Here is a 16,971-nt window from a genome sequence, read left to right on the forward strand (position 1 = left end):
TTATAGCTAAAAAGAGGTTGAAGTAAAATTTCCCATCCCTTTATTTCTAGTATCCTTGTTCTTGACGTTTAAAATTCACTTCATTTTTTGAGATGTACGCCTCTTCAATATGTTCAGCGGAAAAACCAAACATATCGCCAAGCGTCATGTAAGATACAAACATGTTCACATAGTTTTCTTTCGACAGATCCTGCTCGAAAGAAGCAACTTGTGCAAACACCTGTAAAAATTGTGCTGTTTTCGAATCACCTGCTTTTCCATTTGGTAACTCAGTTAAATCATCGTATCCTTTTTCAATCCCTAAAGACAGAATAAAATGTACGCCATCCACAAATTCTTCTAAAATAACAGCGTCTTCAGCCGGGGGTTTAACGCTCCAAAATTTGAAACAGCGCGTTTCGTTTGCCAGCTCTCCCATTTCAACAAGCAGAGCTAAAAGTTTTCTTGGAACCAAGTCTTCCTTATGAAGCTGATGCTTGTCCTCTATATGTTGATCTAGCTGGCGCTGCATGGTAAATAGCTGTTGTAAATTCAATGTAATCACTCCTGTAATTATGTATATCTTCTTCTTTTTAAACCAATAAAGAAATTATATCAAAAATCATGAAACTTTTTAGAGACTGAAACGTAAAGTAAGAAAACTGTGCCTTGTAAAGGAGGGAGCGTTATGTTTGTTATTGTTATCGTTCGCGTGTTCATTTTCGCGCTTGTTGCTTACACACTATTAAAGCTGGTTCAGCATTTTCGCAGTCCAAAGCGGAAGCTTGTAGCAGCTCAGGAACATCAGCAATTTTTTGTTGTTGACGAAAAAACGAATATCCGCAAAAATTTTCTATTAACGTATAAAGGTATTTTATTTGAAGGAGAAAAATACAGCAATCCCAATGAACCAGAATCTTTGTCAATTACAATGGTGTTAACAGATCCATCTCGATTGCATGAACTGCAAAAACAAGATTTCAAGCTGATCGAAAGCCACGTACACGACATGTATCCAAATGCTCCTATTCGCTGGAAAAGCCCCGTTCGAGAATTTTTACACTGAGCACAAAATCATTTGTGCTCAGCTGATAACAAAAAAGAAAAGTAAGTCAAGAGCAGCAAGAATAGGAAAACCTACTTTAAACGATGTGTGCTTCGTTTTATGACGATAGCAATACATGCCGATCAGTCCTCCAAGAGCTCCTCCGATAGCCGCTACCGTCCACAGTGTGCTTTCGGCAATTCTCCACTCATGTCTTTTCGCTTTTTGTTTGTCTCTATACATCATTCCTACCCCTACTATATTAATAACAATAAAATAGGTAAGCAGCAGTTCATTCATGATATGTCCTCCAATAGCAAAAAAGCCTCATCATCTAAAGATGACGAGACTTTATAATCAATTACTTATCTAAGCCTTTTTTAGCAGCAGTTGCTAATTCAGCAAATGCTTTTTCATCAGCTACAGCTAAGTCAGCAAGCATTTTGCGGTTAACTTCAATACCTGCTAATTTTAAACCGTGCATTAAACGGCTATAAGAAAGACCGTTCATACGAGCAGCTGCATTGATACGTGTGATCCATAATTTACGGAAGTCACGTTTTTTCTGACGACGGTCACGATAAGCATACATGTGAGATTTCATAACTTGCTGATTAGCAACTTTATATAATCTATGCTTCGAACCGAAGAAACCTTTAGCTAATTTTAAAACTTTTTTACGACGTTTGCGTGTTACTGTACCGCCTTTTACGCGTGGCATAATTGTTTACCTCCTGTATTGTTTCTATCTCAACCCAAATTACTTAATGTTATCTAATAAGTGACGGATACGTTTGAAGTCACCTTTGCTTACTAAAGAACCTTTACGTAATTTACGCTTTTGTTTTGTAGATTTGTTAGCGAATAAATGGCTTGTGTAAGCACGAGCACGTTTTAATTTACCGCTTCCAGTCTTTTTGAAACGCTTTGCAGCGCCACGATGTGTTTTCATTTTTGGCATGGGGTGTTCCTCCTCGTTCTATTACTTTTCGTTTTTAGGTGCCAAGACTAAGAACATGCTGCGGCCTTCCATTTTAGGAGCCGATTCAACTGAACTTACATCTTCGCAAGCTTGTGAAAAACGTTCAAGTACTTTTTGGCCAATCCCTTTATGAGTAATGGCACGACCTTTAAAGCGAATAGACGCTTTCACTTTGTCACCTTTTTCAAGGAACTTGCGTGCGTTACGAAGTTTAGTGTTAAAATCATGTTCATCAATTGTTGGACTTAAACGAACTTCTTTTAAGTTTACAACTTTTTGGTTTTTACGAGCTTCTCTTTCTTTACGTTGTTGCTCATAGCGGAATTTACCGTAGTCCATAATACGACATACCGGCGGTTTCGCATTTGCAGCAACCATTACTAAGTCAAGATTTACTCGTGAAGCAATTTCTAATGCTTCATTTTTTGATTTAATTCCTAATTGTTCACCGTTTTGATCAATTAGACGAACTTCGCGAGCTCGAATGCCCTCGTTTACCATCATGTCCTTGCTAATAAGTAGCCACCTCCAAGGTTTAATGAGCGAATACGCTTGCTTAGACCGATTATTAACTCACACAAAAAAGTGTGAGTACATACTGCACCCACACTTCTATCGTTTTAATTAAGATACGATGTACCTGCTAACTGCTCTATGCGTCACTCAGGTGAGAAGCGGGTGCTTCTTCTTCTGTATAAACAAGTATTCAATTACTTAAGCTATTATAGTATCAACAAAGACAAAAGTCAATGATTTCGTTCTTTTTTCACAACAAAAGTTATTGTATCAAAGGAAAAACATTTATGCAACAGTTTTTTATAAATGTTGCATAAAAAAGCAGAGAATTTTAATTCTCTGCTTTTTTCATTAACGAGATGCTTCTGCTTTTACATTTTGTAAAAAGGCTTGGAAATCCACTGTTTCTGAATTCTGCTCACCATATTTACGTACGTTTACTGCTTTATCCTCTACTTCTTTATCCCCTACAACAAGCATATAAGGAATTTTTTGCATTTGAGCCTCACGGATTTTATAGCCAATTTTCTCATCGCGAGAATCAAGTTCCACACGAATACCCGCAAGCTGAAGCTGTTCTTGCACTTCTTTTGCATACTCAAGGTGAACCGTCGGTGATACCGGAATCACTTGAACTTGTACAGGTGCTAACCACGTTGGGAAAGCTCCTTTATATTCTTCGATTAAGAAAGCTACAAAACGTTCCATTGTTGACACCACGCCGCGATGAATAACAACCGGTCGATGCTGCTTTCCGTCTTCCCCTACATACGTTAAATCAAATCGTTCAGGAAGTAAGAAATCCAATTGAACCGTAGATAGCGTTTCTTCTTTACCAAGAGCCGTTTTAACTTGAACGTCTAGTTTTGGGCCGTAGAATGCCGCTTCGCCTTCAGCTTCATAATAATCAAGATCAAGCTCATCCATTGCGTCTTTTAACATACTTTGTGCTTTTTCCCACATTGCATCATCATCAAAGTATTTTTCTGTATCTTCAGGGTCACGGTAAGATAGACGGAATGAATAATTTTCAAATCCAAAATCTTTGTAAACCGCTTCAACTAAGCGAACCACACGAATAAATTCTTCTTTGATTTGATCCGGACGTACAAAGATATGCGCATCATTTAACGTCATGCCTCGAACGCGCTGAAGTCCTGATAATGCTCCTGACATTTCATAGCGGTGCATAGTTCCAAGCTCAGCAATACGAATTGGAAGCTCACGATAGCTGTGAATACCTTGTTTGTACACCATCATGTGATGAGGACAGTTCATTGGACGAAGAACAAGGTCTTCGTTATCCATTTCCATTGCAGGGAACATGTCATCTTGGTAGTGCTCCCAGTGACCAGACGTTTTGTAAAGTTCTACACTTCCAAGCACTGGAGTATAAACATGCTGATAACCAAGGCTCACTTCTTTATCTACGATATAACGCTCGATAATACGGCGGATTGTCGCACCTTTTGGAAGCCATAAAGGCAGACCTTGTCCTACTTTTTGAGAGTTCGTAAATAAGTTTAGCTCTTTACCAAGTTTACGGTGGTCACGTTCTTTTGCTTCTTCAAGAAGACGAAGATGCTCGTCTAAATCTGCTTTTGTAAAGAATGCTGTACCGTAAATACGCTGCAGCATTTGATTATCGCTGTCTCCGCGCCAATAAGCACCCGCCACGCTTAATAGTTTAAATTCTTTAATTTTGCCTGTTGACGGCACGTGCACGCCTCGGCAAAGGTCAAAGAATTCGCCTTGTTGATAAATCGTAACCTTTTCACCTGCTGGAATCGCATCGATCAATTCAAGCTTTAGCTCATCGCCAACTTCTTTAAAAAGTTGAATGGCTTCTTCACGAGAAACTTCTTTTCGTTCAATTTCAATGTTTGAATTAACGATTTTTTTCATTTCTTTTTCAATTTTACCTAAATCTTCAGGAGTAATTGATTCTTCCATATCAATGTCATAATAAAAACCGTTTTCGATAACCGGCCCTACACCCAGCTGTACTTTTGTATCTTTGTATAAACGTTTGATTGCTTGAGCCATTAAATGCGCTGTACTATGACGCATAATTTCAAGCGCTTCAGGAGCATCTTGCGTAATGATTTCAAGACTACCATCTTGTTCGATTGGCGTACGTAAATCCAGCAGCTCGCCGTTTACTTTGCCTGCTAATGCTTTTTTCTTTAATCCCGGGCTAATAGAAGCCGCAATATCTTCTGTTGATGATCCTTTTGGATACTCTTTAACAGCTCCATCAGGAAATGTCATTTTGATTACTTCTGACACAACTTTCCACTCCTTTAACATAACTAATAAACTTTTTGTAAAAACAAAAAACCCGTCCCTTATAAAAAGGGACGAGTTGTGTATACACGCGGTACCACCCTTGTTTCCTCTTCGTATCTTGGATAACCCAAAGAACCCGAAGCGGCTCGAGGTTTTATAACGGAAATTCCGTCAGTAATTACTAGAGGCTCTGCTCGTTTACTACTGAAGTTTAGAGGTGGTAAGGATATATTCCGTGTTAGGAGATTTTCAGCCTGGATCTCCCTCTCTACAAACCGTAAATATACACTCATGTCCTCATCATAACTTGTAACATATAGCTGTTTTTCAATATGCATTTATTATATTCATTTTCAAAATAGAAATCAACCTTTCACGTTATATTTTGCTTTTGATCAAACGGAAATTCATTTTTTTCGTATAACATCACTTTTTCTTGAAAGATATTTTGAATGGTGTAAACAAAATCATGGTCATGCTCGTCGCTATACAGATGAATACCAGCTGGAGATAAACTTAGCAAAGGCGCGATAATAGTCGAGTCTATGTATAATGATTCTTGTTTAGATAAAAAGGCCTCTGCTAGAGCTGCACATTCACGTTCAGGAACATATCTACGGTTGTGGTCGTACAATACAAACTTGTTTTTATTCAAGTGCATCACGTACACATCACCGGTAGATGACTGTCTTTCGTTAGCCGCTTGACGCAGCTGATGAATAAGAATTTGATAGTCTTGTTCAAGCTTATATTCATCAATCGCCAGCTCAGCATAATAGCGCAGCCGATCTTGATATTCTTTTAAACGGAATTGGAGAAAAGACTCAAAGGTGAATGTTACATTATGAATGAAGAAGTCTTGAAGCGCCTGGCGGATAAGCAATTCTCTTGGAAGAGAAAATATTTTTTGCGGAATTTCGTCTCTCTCTCCTTCCATAATCCCCCCCATAATTTGAAGCAGCAAATCTTGCTCTTCCTCTTCCGAATAAAAAAATTGTTCTTTTAATATGTTTACCATCATCTTTTTTTCTTTCTTTTTTAAAATCACGTGCGTTAATACAGGTATCACCATGTCTTGTAAAATGGCCTCTCGATTGTATGTCTCATCAATAACTAAAAGCTGATTATTCACCAGCTTCAAGCACTGTGAACCATATGATAAAGCGCTTTGCTTCGCGCATAAAGACTCATATACAACGACTGCGTCTTCTACATATTTAAAGAATATTTTCATTCCTCATAGCCCCCCTTTGGACACGCTTTATTAATGTATATGGGGCAACATGCAAAAAAATGAGCAAGTCGTTACAAGAAATGTAAAACGACCTGCTCATCTATTTCGTTTATTCTCTCCATTCATTTCAACAGGAATGGCTAGAGACTTAATTCGTTCCATGACACGAGCGGCTTTGAGCTCTTCCTGCTCGCCTCTTTGGGTATAAGTCAAATGATGTTGAAGCTCTTTAAAATTTAAATTCGAGCTGAAAAATGTGGGCAAATTTTCGAGCATGCGGAATTGTAAAATGGTTCCGAGCACATCGTCTCGCATCCAGCTCGTTACGGATTCTGCTCCGAGATCATCAAGCATAAGAACCGGTACTTTTTTGACATACTCTATTTTCTCATTAAAGCTTTGATCTTGAAACGAACCTTTTAACTCACGCAAAAACTCCGGAACATACAGAATGGTAGATTTCACTTTCTTTTCGGCTAACGCATTGGCAATTGCTCCAAGAAAATACGTTTTTCCCACACCAAACGAACCGTGTAAATATAAGGCTTTCATTTTCTTGTTTGGCTCATATTCTCGCACAAAATCTCTTACTAGTTTAATCGCTTCAAATCTTCCCTGCTCAATTTCAATATCAGACATTGTTGCCTGTAAAATTTCTTTCGGCACGTACATACACTGAATAAAAGATTCTTGTTCTTTTCGCTCATCTTCTTGTACTTTTCTAGGACAGCGTTCATATTGCAAATCAATATTACGGCCTTTTACAACCAGCTGAGGGTGGTATCCTTTCACCATGTTGACACAGCTTTGCAGAGAAGGACACTTGTCACAGCATTTGCTTTGGTCGATAAATTCATGCATCTTCATCAGGCCTCGGTCGACCATTTGCTCATCTAACTCACGGCGATGCTCTTGCAAAAATGTTTTAACTTCAGGATTAGACAGGATACTGTTTCTTAATGCTTCTAAGCGTGCTTTAAAATCTTTTTTGTTCACTAACTGATTTAGTGAATCATTGATAGGCTTCATCTTTTTCACCTCATCTCTATCATACCTGCTTTTTATTCTTTATGCTTTTGTTTTAGCTCTTGATCTAACTGCTTGAGCTCTTCTTGTAGCTTTCGTTTTTCTTCTTCAAATCCGTCCACTTCTTTTGAAGGCTGCTTTTTCTCTTCTTTTTCTTCATCGCTCAGCCACTCTGGCACCATTTCTTTACGCACAATTTTTCGTCCGGTCGTTTTTTTATTTTGCTTTGCTTCGGTCCAGTTTTGATATTCTTTCTGTTCATTTTTAGCTAAATTCATGGCATCTTGAACAGTTTGTACCTTTTTGCGCGCCCAGTGTCCAGCAATTTTCTCTACATAGCTCTTAGATAATTTCATATCGGATCTTAGCATAACATAGTAAATTAGAACATTTACTACCCCTGGTGAAAGCTTTTGATTAAACATCACTTCTTCAATCATTTGCAAATCTGCTTTTGAAGGCTCTGCTCCCCCGGAAAACTCGATCAAAAGCTGTCGAGGAGAAGTCACTTCAAGCTGTTGAATGAGCTGCTCTTCTTTCGTCTGCGGCTGCTTTTCCTGCATAGTGCGAAGCATAGGCGGCTGAATTTGTTCGCTTAGATTTGGAAGTGCTTCTCCATTTTCAAATTGGTAAAAGGACTGTGCTGCTTTTCTAAGCAATTCAATATCAACTTGATCGTTCTCATTTAGCGAATCGAGCACCACATTTTTCATTTGAAGAGGATCGATACCATATAAAAAAGCTAGCTTTTCAATTGCTTGTTTTACTTTAGATGTAATGGACCTTTTCGAAATCATTGAATCTGTTAGGCCTGCTAAAAATAAATCAAAATCAAAGGAATCCGGGCTCATCTCAATAGAAGCACGGTTTGAAGAATCCATAAAGTCCGTTTGAGCATCAGGAGAAAATACATCCTTGCTTTCAGACTGAAAACTTGGAGCCAGCTCCGTTGCTTTAACTGATTTAAATACATCGTTAAATGAATGCGTCACATCTTTGAACGATTGGTCATCCACGAGTGAATCCGAAAAATAATTTTTTACTTTTTGAAAGATGGATTTTCCTAGTCGGTTATATAAATATACATTTAACACACCATCGTTAAAGAACTGATGGGGCGTAAGAGGAGGAATGAGCTCATAAATGAACACACGAACATCATCTTCTTCCTTAATATATGTTTTTAACAAACCAATGCCTTCTAATTTTAACCGCTCATGGTAAATAGCTTTCAAATTAATTTGCATCATCGACATTAGATGATGATGTGTAGACTCTTTTCCCCATAAACGATCTTGTTCCAGCTCGCTCCATAGCGTCATATACAAACCAAAACACGTCGTGCCCACCAGCGGCTGATAGAGCATGGTTAAAATCCTTCGGTCGTATTCCTGCAGTATGCCGTTCGAACGAACAACATAACGATCGACCGGTATCATTTCTTTCCAATGTTGTTCTTTCATGTCGTTCCCTACCTACTTTTAAAGTAATAGAAATGACAAAAAAAGAGCCTAAAGAATACTTCAATAGCTCTTTTACAGTCGTTCCTTCTTAATTAAATCTTTTAATTCATCAATAAATACATTGATGTCTTTAAATTGTCGGTATACAGAAGCAAATCGAACATAAGAGACTTCATCGATAGCAGCTAATCGCTCCATCACCATTTCTCCTACCACATCTGACTGCACCTCTGATGTACCCTGACTGCGCAGTTCTGTTTCAATATCGTGCACGGTATCTTCTAATTGTTTTAAGCTTACTTGGCGTTTTTCACACGCCTTAATTAACCCTCGAAGGATTTTGTCTTTGCTGAACTCTTCTCTCGCTCCATCTTTTTTTACAACAATTAACGGAAGTTCTTCTACTTTCTCAAAAGTTGTAAAACGATAGTGACACTCTTCGCATTCACGTCTTCTACGAATAGAGCGGCCTTCTTCTACAGGGCGCGAGTCCAGCACTCTCGTTCCATTGTAATGACAGGATGGGCACTTCATATTCTCAGCTCCAATAATAAACCTTGTTTTTCTTTTTATTTTCTCTTATACAAGTTAATTTCCATCTATGTTAGGCGGCTATTCGCCATTTATTATGATTTTTATCATCATTTCCTTTAACAAACACGATGCTGTATTAAAGGATTTGCTTTATTCCATCTTATAGAAAACAAGGCTTGAATACAAGTAAAGGAAAAGGAATTTCCCCATTTTATTTCCTGAAATTCAAAAATGATAAGGAACTTACGAAGAAAGAGGAATAAGTTTTTGATCAAAGCTCTTATAAAGCGTACGTACAAGTTCTTTGCTAAAACCAAAATCAACCGGCATCACTTTTGATTCTGTTGTAGCAGAAAAATCGATAGCGGTTTCAAGAGGACGTACGTTAATAATGGTAATCACAACAAAAGCTTTTCTTCCTTTTACAACGTTTAAGCTAATTTCTCCTCGTTCTTCATACGCAGCAAGTATCTCTATCCCTTGCATGTGCTTCAACATTTCATGCACTTGCTTAAATGCATTTCCAGCCGTTGTTTTGTAATAATGCGTTTTTAGAGTCGGATCTGAATGGTGATCGCTTGTTTCTACATGATTAGAAAATAAAGATTTAACTGCTTGTACTACCCCCATGTTGTTATCCCCTTTGTTTTTGCTTATTAAAAATTTATATACTAAAAAGAGGTGTGTAATACACCTCTTAACTTACGTAATCAATCGACACTATTAAAGTGCATTCGCTTTAGTTTGTTTTACCTGAACAGGACCCATTCCACGTGGTAATTCAATTGTTTCACGTGTCTGTGCACTTAGAGCATCTGCAATATAATCTGCTGCGATTGTAGGATCTAAATGACCACAAGTATAAACATCGATACTTGCATAACCATGCTCTGGGAAGCTGTGAATCGTTAAATGTGATTCTGAAATAATAACAACGCCACTTACACCTTGAGGTGCAAATTTATGGAACGCTACTTCGCGAACTTCCGCACCAGATTTTAAAGCTGCATCAACAAACGTTTTTTCAATATAATCAATATCATTTAACTTATCGAAATCGCATCCCCATAATTCTGAGATGACATGACGACCCATTGTTTCCATAATGATATTTCCCCCTTTAACAATTTTTAATCGTTAAACATGAAGTTCTTTCGCCATATAGCATGTTAACTACCACGGGGGAAAGTTAGTCCAAAGAGGTCCTAACCCTTTAAGTAGCCACATCACCGAAAGGTACACAAGAAGTTCACGAAACATAGTATACTTTGTTTACATTTATTTTGCAATACGTGTTTTGATTTTATTAAAGATTGTTCTTGCAGATAGACCTATACAAATTACCCCTGTATTCTCGTGAGACAGTGTGTAAAAGCTGCTAAACGACTATTAATTTTTATTAAAATTGAGGAAAATAAACACCCCTTTGCATACTTATCTTATTGCTTTTCCCTATTCTTTTGAATAAAAACAAAAAAAACAGGGCGATAGCTCCCTGTTTTTTTAAAAGCAATCAATAGCTTTCTTAGCTTACTCTTATTTTTGATCCATTACGCATTTCTGCAGCAATATATCTTACCAAATCGACTACGCGCTGAGAGTAGCCCCACTCGTTATCGTACCAAGCTAACACTTTAATTTTATGATCTTCCATTACGATCGTGGATAGTCCATCTACAATAGCTGAATGAGGATTTGTATTAAAGTCAATTGATACGAGTGGTTCCATTGTTAAATTTAAAATATTCTTTAACGGTCCTTCAGCAGCTTTAATAAACGCTAAATTAACATCTTCCATCGTCACAGGTTTCCTTACATCCACAACTAAATCGACAAGCGATACGTTCGGCGTTGGCACACGCAGCGCCATCCCGTGAAGCTTTCCTTTTAAATGAGGAAGAACTAATGAAAGTGCTTTGGCTGCTCCAGTTGTTGTAGGAATAATTGATTGAGCACACGCACGGGCTCTCCGCAAATCTTTATGCGGATTATCGATATTTTTTTGATCATTTGTATATGCGTGAACGGTCGTCATTAAACCGTTTTCAATTGTGAACGCTTCGTCTAACACCTTGACAACTGGAGCTAGACAATTTGTCGTACAAGAAGCATTAGAAATAATGTTATGCTGGTTCACATCAAACTCTCGTTCGTTTACGCCCATCACAATAGTAATATCTTCTTGTTTACCCGGTGCTGTTAATACAACTTTTTTCGCACCTGCTTCAATATGTAACTGCGCTTTTTCTCTTGAATTAAATTTCCCCGTTGCTTCAACAACTAAATCAATCCCAAGCTCTTTCCAAGGCAAATTCAGCGGATCACGTGAATTTAATAGCTGAATTCTTTTACCATTAACAATTAGCGCATCATCATCACATTTTACATCTCCATTAAACGGTCCGTGTATAGAGTCATATTTGATTAAATGTGCTAACGTTTCTGCTGGATAAGATGCATTTATTGCAATAATATCTAAATTTTCCTCTGTGATCGCTGTGCGAAACACCATTCTTCCTATTCTCCCAAAACCATTAATGGCAATACGTGCTTTCATGGCTATACCCCTCTCTATATGTGTTATACTATTTAACTTTTTATATTGAATAGTATAACATAAATATTTAAAAAGTGAATAATATTAATTTTTTTTAATAAATTATTTTAATTAAGTTTTACTATATGTATATAGCGAGAACAGATATTTAACACATTCTTTTTTAGAAGCCCTTAAATATTCACAATAAAAAAATCCGAACGAGCTTAATTCTCCCTCAAGAATCAAGCTCGTTCGGATTTTCCTTCAGCTAACATACTTTTGTCCCAGCCTCTTTAATCTAGCCATAGGGCTAATATACTTAAAAGCTGTTGTTTTGTTTCCTCTACAGGTCCGTTGTTATTGATCACCGCATCGGCTAAGGCTACTTTTTGAATCAAAGGCAGCTGTGCGTGGATACGTGCATAGGCATCCTCCGTCGAGAGATCATTACGAGATTTTAACCTTTCTAGCTGCACAGGTTCATCGACATATACAACCACTACTTTATCGACTAAATGTGTCAAATCACTTTCAAACAGCAGCGGAATATCTAATACCACAGCATCGTATCCTTCCTCGATATACCTTTCCTTTTGAGAAAGCATTTCTTTTCTTACCGCAGGGTGTACAATTGCATTCAACTTTTTACGTTGTTCCTCTTGAGAAAACACAATTTCCCCTAAAGCCGCTCGATTGATCTCCGCATTTTCGTGAAGAACGGCACGGCCGAACGTCTCTACAATTTGGTTGTATGCTTCTTTTCCTGGTTCGACGACTTCTTTTGCAATGTGGTCAGCATCGATTACTGGAATATTAATATCTCTCAGCATTCCGGTTACCGTACTTTTTCCACTAGCAATTCCGCCCGTTAATCCAATTACAATTGACATTGGCCTCTCCTTTATCGCTTTATTTAAAATCTAAAAATACCTAAAATAATAAGCAGAACTCCCGGTAAAAAGGAAAACATTTTCATCCATGATAAACGTGAAAAAACTTTGCCAAACTGTATGCCCGCACTTAAAAAAAGTGAACTCATAAGAGCTACAGCAATTGCTAAAGCATACGGCGAATAACCTAATAAAGCTGCTCCAAACCCTGCTCCAAATGCATCAAGAGATAATGCAATTCCAAGTATAAATGCTTCAATTCCATTGATGGAACCTGAATTATCTAAATCTGCTGCAATTGGTTTTTTCAATACGTTAATGACTAAGCCAATTGACTTAATTTCAATTTTCACTAATGTTTTTTCTTCTTTCACTCGAGATGAATCTGCCGGACAAAAAAACTGGTATAAAATCCACATTCCAAGTAGAACAAGAATACCTCCGCCTACTTTATTTAGTACATCCACTGAAAATAGATGCGTAAGTACCTTTCCTAAAAACATAGAAAACATTAAAGAAAATGCTGAACAACATGAAATAATAAAAATGGATTTCAGCGGGATTTTCACCTTTCGAAGTCCGTATGTCAGGCCAACGCTAAAGCTGTCAAGACTTACGGCAAAAGCAAGAATAAGTAAAGAAAATGTTATCATGATGAGAGGACTCCTTTCCTTTCTGTCTATACGTAGTATATGAAAGGAGCCCATCCATTGTTATTTTTTAGCCGGCTGACAATTTGGGCAGATATGTGTTCCTCTACCGCCTACAACAAATTTTTCAATTGGGGTACCGCACATTTTACAGGATTCGCCTTTTCTTCCGTACACGTAAAGCTGCTGCTGAAACATGCCTATTTGCCCCTGTGTGTTTACATACGTGCGAATTGTGCTGCCCCCTTGTTTCACCGCTTCTTGAAGAGTCCCTACAATTTCTTCGTACAATTTTTCATACTCTTCGTCTGTTAATTGGCTGGCCACTCGTTCAGGGTGAATCCCTGCGCGAAATAGTGCTTCGTCTACATAAATATTCCCTAGCCCAACCACGACATTTTGATCGAGTAAAACCGGCTTGATTTTTCGAGAGGTTTTGCCGATTCGCATTTTTAACTGACTTGGATTAAATGTTTCGTCAAACGGTTCAGGTCCAAGGCCAATAAGAGGAGGAAACAGATCTTCCTCACCCTTTTTAAATAAGTGCATGGTACCAAATTTCCTTACATCCCGGTATCGTAATTCTGTTCCGTCGGTGAAGTGAAAAAAGACGTGTACATGTTTATCTGGTTCTTCTGCATTTTCATGGAGAGCATATTTTCCTTCCATACGCAGATGAGAAACCATCGTATAATCATCGAGTACAATTTTCAAAAACTTACCTCTGCGTTCAACATCTCGAATGGTTTGTCCAACAAGCGCGTCACAAAACTGCTCAACTTGCTCAGGACGTTTGATAATATTAGGCCATTTAACGGTTACACGCTCAATGGTCTTACCACTGGCTAATTCAATCAACGTACGTCTGACGGTTTCAACTTCTGGTAATTCTGGCACGTTTGTCACATCCTTTTTCCACTACTTTGCTTCGTACCAAGTCTTTCCGTAAGAATAATCTACTTTCAACGGAACTTCTAGCTCTAAAGCATGCTCCATTACTTCTGGTACGATTTTCTCTAAAATTTTAATTTCTTCTTCTGGGGCTTCAAAAATCAGCTCATCGTGTACTTGAAGCAGCAGCTTAGCCTGAAGATTTTCATCTTTTAAGCGCTTATCCATTTCAATCATTGCTTTTTTAATAATGTCAGCTGCTGTCCCTTGGATAGGCGTATTCATAGCCGTACGCTCAGCGAAGCTGCGGAGGTTAAAGTTTCGGCTCGTGATTTCAGGCAAGTAACGTCGGCGGTGCAAGAGCGTTGTTACATATCCCTTTTCTTTTGCATCGCGCACAATCGTATCCATATACTCCTGCACACCCGGGAAGCTTTTTAAATAGCGTTCAATAAAAGTAGCCGCTGCTTTTCTTGTAATCCCTAAACTTTGCGATAAACCGTAATCACTGATGCCATAGACGATTCCAAAATTAACTGCTTTAGCCTGACGGCGCATATTCGACGTTACTTCTTCTCTTTCGACGTGGAACACATCCATCGCTGTTTTCGTATGAATATCTAAGTCATGCTTAAACGCGTCAATTAACTTCTCATCATCTGCAATATGAGCCAGTACGCGCAGCTCAATTTGTGAATAATCCGCCGCAAATATTAACCAATCAGGCTGTGAAGGCACGAATGCACCTCTTATTTTTTTACCTTCTTCAAGACGAATCGGGATGTTTTGCAAGTTAGGATCTACTGAGCTTAACCTTCCCGTTTGAGTTAACGTTTGATTAAAGCGGGTATGAACTTTTCCATCGCTTTCATGAATAACTTTTTTTAAACCTTCAATATACGTAGACTGTAATTTTCCTAGCTGACGGTATTGTAAAATCTCTGGGATAATATCATGGGCGCTAGCTAATTGCTCTAATACATCGGCTGATGTGGAGTAGCCTGTTTTTGTTTTCTTTATGACTGGAAGCTGCATTTTTTCAAAAAGAACAACTCCTAGCTGCTTTGGTGAATTAATATTGAATTCTTGTCCAGCGTATTCGTAGATTTTCGCTTCAATTTTTTCAAGCTTTTCTCGGAGATCTTCCCCCATTTCATCCAAATGTGCACGATCAATTTTCACCCCTTGATATTCCATATCAGCAAGGACAATGGCAAGAGGCATTTCAAGCTTTTCAAACAGCTCAAACTGTTCATTTTCAACTAATTCTTTTTCTAACAATTCTTTTAAATAAGCTACGGCGGCTGCTTTTCTTGTAACATGCTCAGCTAGCTGATCAGCTTCCGCAATGCTTCGCTTAGCTCCTTTTCCATACACAGCTTCATCTGATTGCACTTGATGGTATCCTTTTAATTTTGCAATTGTCGCTAGATCATCATTTGATTCAGCGGGATTCAAGATGTAAGAAGCAATCATTACATCATGTTCAATTCCTTTAATTTCATGCCCCGCCCATTTTAACGATACAATCGTACGTTTCCCATTAAACACCGTCTTTTTTACACGCTCATCTTCTAACCATGCTTTAAATTTAGAAGATGAAAGAGCTGTATCTTTATCGATAAAATAGTGGCCATTTTTGTTGCTGATTCCAAAACCGAGCAGCTGATTGTGATGGTAGTTTTCTTCATACCCTTCTACGATCAGAGCTGCTTCGCTTGTTAACATATCATCATGAACTTCCTGCGCTATTTCAAACGCCAGGTCTTCAAAATCTGCTTCCTCTTCTGCTGATTCACCAAATTTAGCAAGCAGAGAATTAAACCCAAGCTCTTTAAATAATGAGATGACCTTTGAAGATTCAAACCCGTCATATTTTGCATCTTCTACAGATACTTCAAGAGGCGCTTCGCAATAAATAGTTGCAAGCTTTTTACTCATGATAGCTGATTCACGATTATCTTCTAGCTTTTCTTTTAATTTTTTACCGCTGACTTGATCGATAGATTCCAATACATTTTCAACCGTTTCGAACTCTTTTAATAGCTTTAAGGCTGTTTTTTCGCCGACTCCGGGCACGCCTGGAATATTATCCGAGCTGTCCCCCATAAGGCCTTTCATATCAATAATTTGTGCAGCCGTAATACCATACTTTTCATCAATGGCTGCAGGCGTATATGAATCGACATCTGTAATCCCTTTTCTCGTAATATCTACAGTTACATGTTCTGACACAAGCTGAAGTAAATCTTTATCCCCGGAAATGACTTTTACGGCCATTCCTTTTTGTTCAGCTTGTTTTGAAAGTGTACCGATAATATCATCTGCTTCATAATCAGGCAGTTCATAGCGCTTAATTCCATACGCATCTAATAACTCACGAATAAAGGGAAACTGCTCTGAAAGTTCAGGAGGCGTCTTCTGTCTGCCTCCTTTGTATTCTGTAAATGTTTTGTGGCGAAACGTTGTTTTCCCTGCATCAAAAGCCACCAGTAAATGCGTTGGCTTCTCTTCCTCTAAAATACGTGTCAGCATTGTAGTAAAGCCGTATATGGCATTTGTATGTATTCCTTTATCATTGTTTAAAAGCGGCAAAGCAAAAAATGCACGGTAGGCAATACTATTCCCGTCAATTAATACTAGTTTTTGTGTCATTCATGTTCCTCCATTTCGCTCTCTTCTTATCTTACCTTTATTTTAGCAAACAATAAGCTTTAAGGACAAAAAGTACTCTTGAATTCAACGTTTTATTTTCATGTGGTGATAAGATCTGCACGTCATAAAATAAAAACACCGCCTAGTTATTTTAGGCGGTGTAGCATGTGAATGGATAGAAATCGTCAAAAAGAATCGGCGAAAATAGCACGGTTAAAGCTATTTTCGCCTTACACATTGGCTCCTTGGATGAAGGGGTTTCCATGAAAAATTGTATC

At 38.1% G+C, this 16,971-nt stretch carries 18 protein-coding genes and 2 other annotated features; of the genes, 1 reads left to right on the forward strand and 17 read right to left on the reverse strand.

The window, feature by feature from the left end:
• Positions 1-46: 46 nt before the first annotated feature.
• Positions 47-535 (reverse strand): dUTP diphosphatase, encoded by a 489-nt coding sequence (locus U9R83_RS23680; RefSeq protein ID WP_042991858.1) that lies wholly within the window; start codon positions 533-535, stop codon positions 47-49.
• 132 nt (positions 536-667) lie between these two features.
• On the opposite strand from U9R83_RS23680, the gene U9R83_RS23685 reads away from it, so the two are divergent.
• Complete coding sequence (locus U9R83_RS23685; RefSeq protein ID WP_014458059.1) at positions 668-1,045, forward strand: hypothetical protein; 378 nt, start codon at positions 668-670, stop codon at positions 1,043-1,045.
• Between the two features lie 18 nt (positions 1,046-1,063).
• Here the strand turns inward: U9R83_RS23685 and U9R83_RS23690 are convergent, their stop codons facing one another.
• The 16 genes from U9R83_RS23690 to polA form a co-directional block, all read right to left on the reverse strand.
• On the reverse strand, positions 1,064-1,324 hold the full coding sequence (locus tag U9R83_RS23690; RefSeq protein ID WP_014458058.1) for a DUF1294 domain-containing protein: 261 nt from the start codon (positions 1,322-1,324) through the stop codon (positions 1,064-1,066).
• A gap of 61 nt (positions 1,325-1,385) precedes the next feature.
• A complete protein-coding gene (gene rplT, locus U9R83_RS23695; RefSeq protein WP_013059425.1) occupies positions 1,386-1,745 on the reverse strand; it encodes a 50S ribosomal protein L20 in 360 nt (119 codons plus the stop codon).
• Between the two features lie 39 nt (positions 1,746-1,784).
• A complete protein-coding gene (rpmI, locus tag U9R83_RS23700) occupies positions 1,785-1,985 on the reverse strand; it encodes a 50S ribosomal protein L35 (RefSeq protein ID WP_013059426.1) in 201 nt (66 codons plus the stop codon).
• Between the two features lie 21 nt (positions 1,986-2,006).
• Positions 2,007-2,510: a translation initiation factor IF-3 gene (infC, locus tag U9R83_RS23705; RefSeq protein ID WP_013059427.1), complete on the reverse strand. Its 504-nt coding sequence runs from the start codon at positions 2,508-2,510 to the stop codon at positions 2,007-2,009.
• Positions 2,511-2,579: 69 nt separating this feature from the next.
• Positions 2,580-2,702: a sequence feature (ribosomal protein L20 leader region), on the reverse strand.
• A gap of 171 nt (positions 2,703-2,873) precedes the next feature.
• A complete protein-coding gene (gene thrS, locus U9R83_RS23710) occupies positions 2,874-4,832 on the reverse strand; it encodes a threonine--tRNA ligase (protein WP_153253804.1) in 1,959 nt (652 codons plus the stop codon).
• Between the two features lie 43 nt (positions 4,833-4,875).
• Positions 4,876-5,124, reverse strand: a binding site (T-box leader).
• Positions 5,125-5,184: 60 nt separating this feature from the next.
• Entirely contained in the window at positions 5,185-6,045 is an 861-nt protein-coding gene (gene ytxC / locus U9R83_RS23715) for a sporulation protein YtxC (RefSeq protein ID WP_014458056.1), read from the reverse strand.
• A 96-nt stretch (positions 6,046-6,141) separates the two neighbouring features.
• The gene (dnaI, locus tag U9R83_RS23720) at positions 6,142-7,074 is read right to left on the reverse strand and encodes a primosomal protein DnaI (protein ID WP_014458055.1); all 933 of its coding nucleotides are present in this window, start codon (positions 7,072-7,074) and stop codon (positions 6,142-6,144) included.
• Positions 7,075-7,106: 32 nt separating this feature from the next.
• Positions 7,107-8,534, reverse strand: coding sequence for a replication initiation and membrane attachment family protein (locus tag U9R83_RS23725; RefSeq protein ID WP_014458054.1), 1,428 nt, complete (start codon positions 8,532-8,534; stop codon positions 7,107-7,109).
• A 72-nt stretch (positions 8,535-8,606) separates the two neighbouring features.
• A complete protein-coding gene (gene nrdR / locus U9R83_RS23730) occupies positions 8,607-9,068 on the reverse strand; it encodes a transcriptional regulator NrdR (protein ID WP_013059432.1) in 462 nt (153 codons plus the stop codon).
• A 243-nt stretch (positions 9,069-9,311) separates the two neighbouring features.
• Positions 9,312-9,698 carry a hypothetical protein gene (locus U9R83_RS23735; RefSeq protein WP_014458053.1) on the reverse strand — a complete coding sequence of 129 codons (387 nt, stop codon included), beginning with the start codon at positions 9,696-9,698 and terminating at the stop codon, positions 9,312-9,314.
• A 93-nt stretch (positions 9,699-9,791) separates the two neighbouring features.
• Complete coding sequence (speD, locus tag U9R83_RS23740; RefSeq protein ID WP_013059434.1) at positions 9,792-10,172, reverse strand: adenosylmethionine decarboxylase; 381 nt, start codon at positions 10,170-10,172, stop codon at positions 9,792-9,794.
• Positions 10,173-10,593: 421 nt separating this feature from the next.
• Positions 10,594-11,625, reverse strand: coding sequence for a glyceraldehyde-3-phosphate dehydrogenase (locus U9R83_RS23745; RefSeq protein ID WP_014458052.1), 1,032 nt, complete (start codon positions 11,623-11,625; stop codon positions 10,594-10,596).
• A gap of 275 nt (positions 11,626-11,900) precedes the next feature.
• On the reverse strand, positions 11,901-12,497 hold the full coding sequence (gene coaE, locus U9R83_RS23750) for a dephospho-CoA kinase (protein WP_014458051.1): 597 nt from the start codon (positions 12,495-12,497) through the stop codon (positions 11,901-11,903).
• A 23-nt stretch (positions 12,498-12,520) separates the two neighbouring features.
• Positions 12,521-13,150 carry a sporulation membrane protein YtaF gene (gene ytaF, locus U9R83_RS23755; protein WP_014458050.1) on the reverse strand — a complete coding sequence of 210 codons (630 nt, stop codon included), beginning with the start codon at positions 13,148-13,150 and terminating at the stop codon, positions 12,521-12,523.
• A gap of 60 nt (positions 13,151-13,210) precedes the next feature.
• Positions 13,211-14,044, reverse strand: coding sequence for a DNA-formamidopyrimidine glycosylase (mutM, locus tag U9R83_RS23760; RefSeq protein WP_243550018.1), 834 nt, complete (start codon positions 14,042-14,044; stop codon positions 13,211-13,213).
• 21 nt (positions 14,045-14,065) lie between these two features.
• Positions 14,066-16,693: a DNA polymerase I gene (gene polA, locus U9R83_RS23765; protein WP_014458048.1), complete on the reverse strand. Its 2,628-nt coding sequence runs from the start codon at positions 16,691-16,693 to the stop codon at positions 14,066-14,068.
• Between the last annotated feature and the right edge of the window lie 278 nt (positions 16,694-16,971).

Source organism: Priestia sp. LL-8, from assembly GCF_036227845.1.
Lineage (GTDB): Bacteria > Bacillota > Bacilli > Bacillales > Bacillaceae_H > Priestia > Priestia zanthoxyli.